The organism is uncultured Fretibacterium sp., from assembly GCF_938040765.1.
Lineage (GTDB): Bacteria > Synergistota > Synergistia > Synergistales > Aminobacteriaceae > CAJPSE01.
Map to the genome: position 1 here is coordinate 1 of NZ_CALIAA010000160.1, position 1,253 is coordinate 1,253.

1 protein-coding gene is annotated in these 1,253 nt (G+C 61.4%); it reads right to left on the minus strand.

From position 1 onward, the window contains the following. Nucleotides 1-135: 135 nt before the first annotated feature. Nucleotides 136-1,158, minus strand: a complete 1,023-nt coding sequence (locus Q0176_RS05750) for an AraC family transcriptional regulator (RefSeq protein ID WP_299300139.1) — start codon at nt 1,156-1,158, stop codon at nt 136-138. Between the last annotated feature and the right edge of the window lie 95 nt (nt 1,159-1,253).

The window sequence follows — 1,253 nt, forward strand, 5'->3', positions numbered from 1 at the left end:
TTTTAATCAGCGCTTCCATAGCATTCCCTCGTCGATTTGGGCTCTCTATGGGGTGGGGTAAAAACGACGGCGACGGGATTTTCTGCGGGGTGCGGCGGATGTCGAGACTCGCCCTTGGCCCGGCAATCCGGCGAATCAGGGCTCCCGGAGCGGCAAAGCGCCGCGCCCGTTCCGCCGGTACCGGATCGGGGAGACGCCGTAGCGTCTCTTGAAGGCGCTGCCGAAATTTCCGCTGTTGGAATAGCCGACGTCGGAGGCAATTTCCAAGACGGATTTATCCGTCTCGAGCAGCAGCGTCGCGGCCAGGCTCAGACACAGGTTCCTGTGATGGGTGTAAATCGGCTCTCCGAAGATATTTTTGAAGCCCTTCTTCATCGTGGTGGAGTTGACGGACAGCTCATGGGCGAGTTCGGAGATCGACGGAGGGTTGTTTATGCGCTCCATCAGGATTCCCGGAATCATTCTGATCCGCTCCAGCTCGAACGCGTCCCCGCTATTCCCCCCGTTTTCCTCGGCCGGCAATCCCCTGGCGATGATCCGCGACAGTATTTCCATCAGCTTGCCCTCGAGGAACAAGCGCTTGGCCCGATTCGGATAGTCGCAATTCAGCATCTGCAGAAAGGAGCCGGCCACGTATTGCGGCGCACGCAGCAGACGAGGCCCGCTGCCGTATCCGCCGCCCGCTCTGAGCGCCTCCGCCCACAACGCGCCGCCGTCCTCCCCGAGGAGGTCCGACAATATCCTCCCGGGGCCGCCGAAGGCGATGGTCCTGCTCGGTCTCCCGCCGCGAAAGACCATGCTGCCCCTGCAGCCCGACGGCGGCATCAGGAAGAGGTCCCCGGGGGAAACCATTCTGCCGCTGCTCTCGTCCAGGAGGTAGGAGCCGTCTGCGAGGTAGTCCATCCCCAGGGCGCCGCCGCCGAAATCGTAGGGTATGACGATGTCCGCCCTCGGCGAGATCTCGAGGATGTTCAGGCTCGCGCCGCGGAAAAGGCTGTGGGTCTCCAGAAGGATCTCCGCAAAAGGGGCCGACAGGGAGACGAGCCCATCCTCCGGGCCGCCCGCCCCCGATACGTTCACGGGCCTCCCCGTCTCATGGATTGCCTCGAAAAACTCTATGTGATCCCTGAAGGTGACGCTGCAAGACCGTGCAATCATCATGGGCTTCCCCATACAGGCTTCCATTCCCGGCAAAGCCGTCCCCCACAAGCCATCGAACCTTTTGTCAGCACGAACAAACTGAAATATTATAT

Excerpts from the sequence above, each read along its gene's own strand:
- Q0176_RS05750 (WP_299300139.1), bottom strand. The coding sequence starts at position 1,158 with ATGATTGCACGGTCTTGCAGCGTCACCTTCAGGGATCACATAGAGTTT.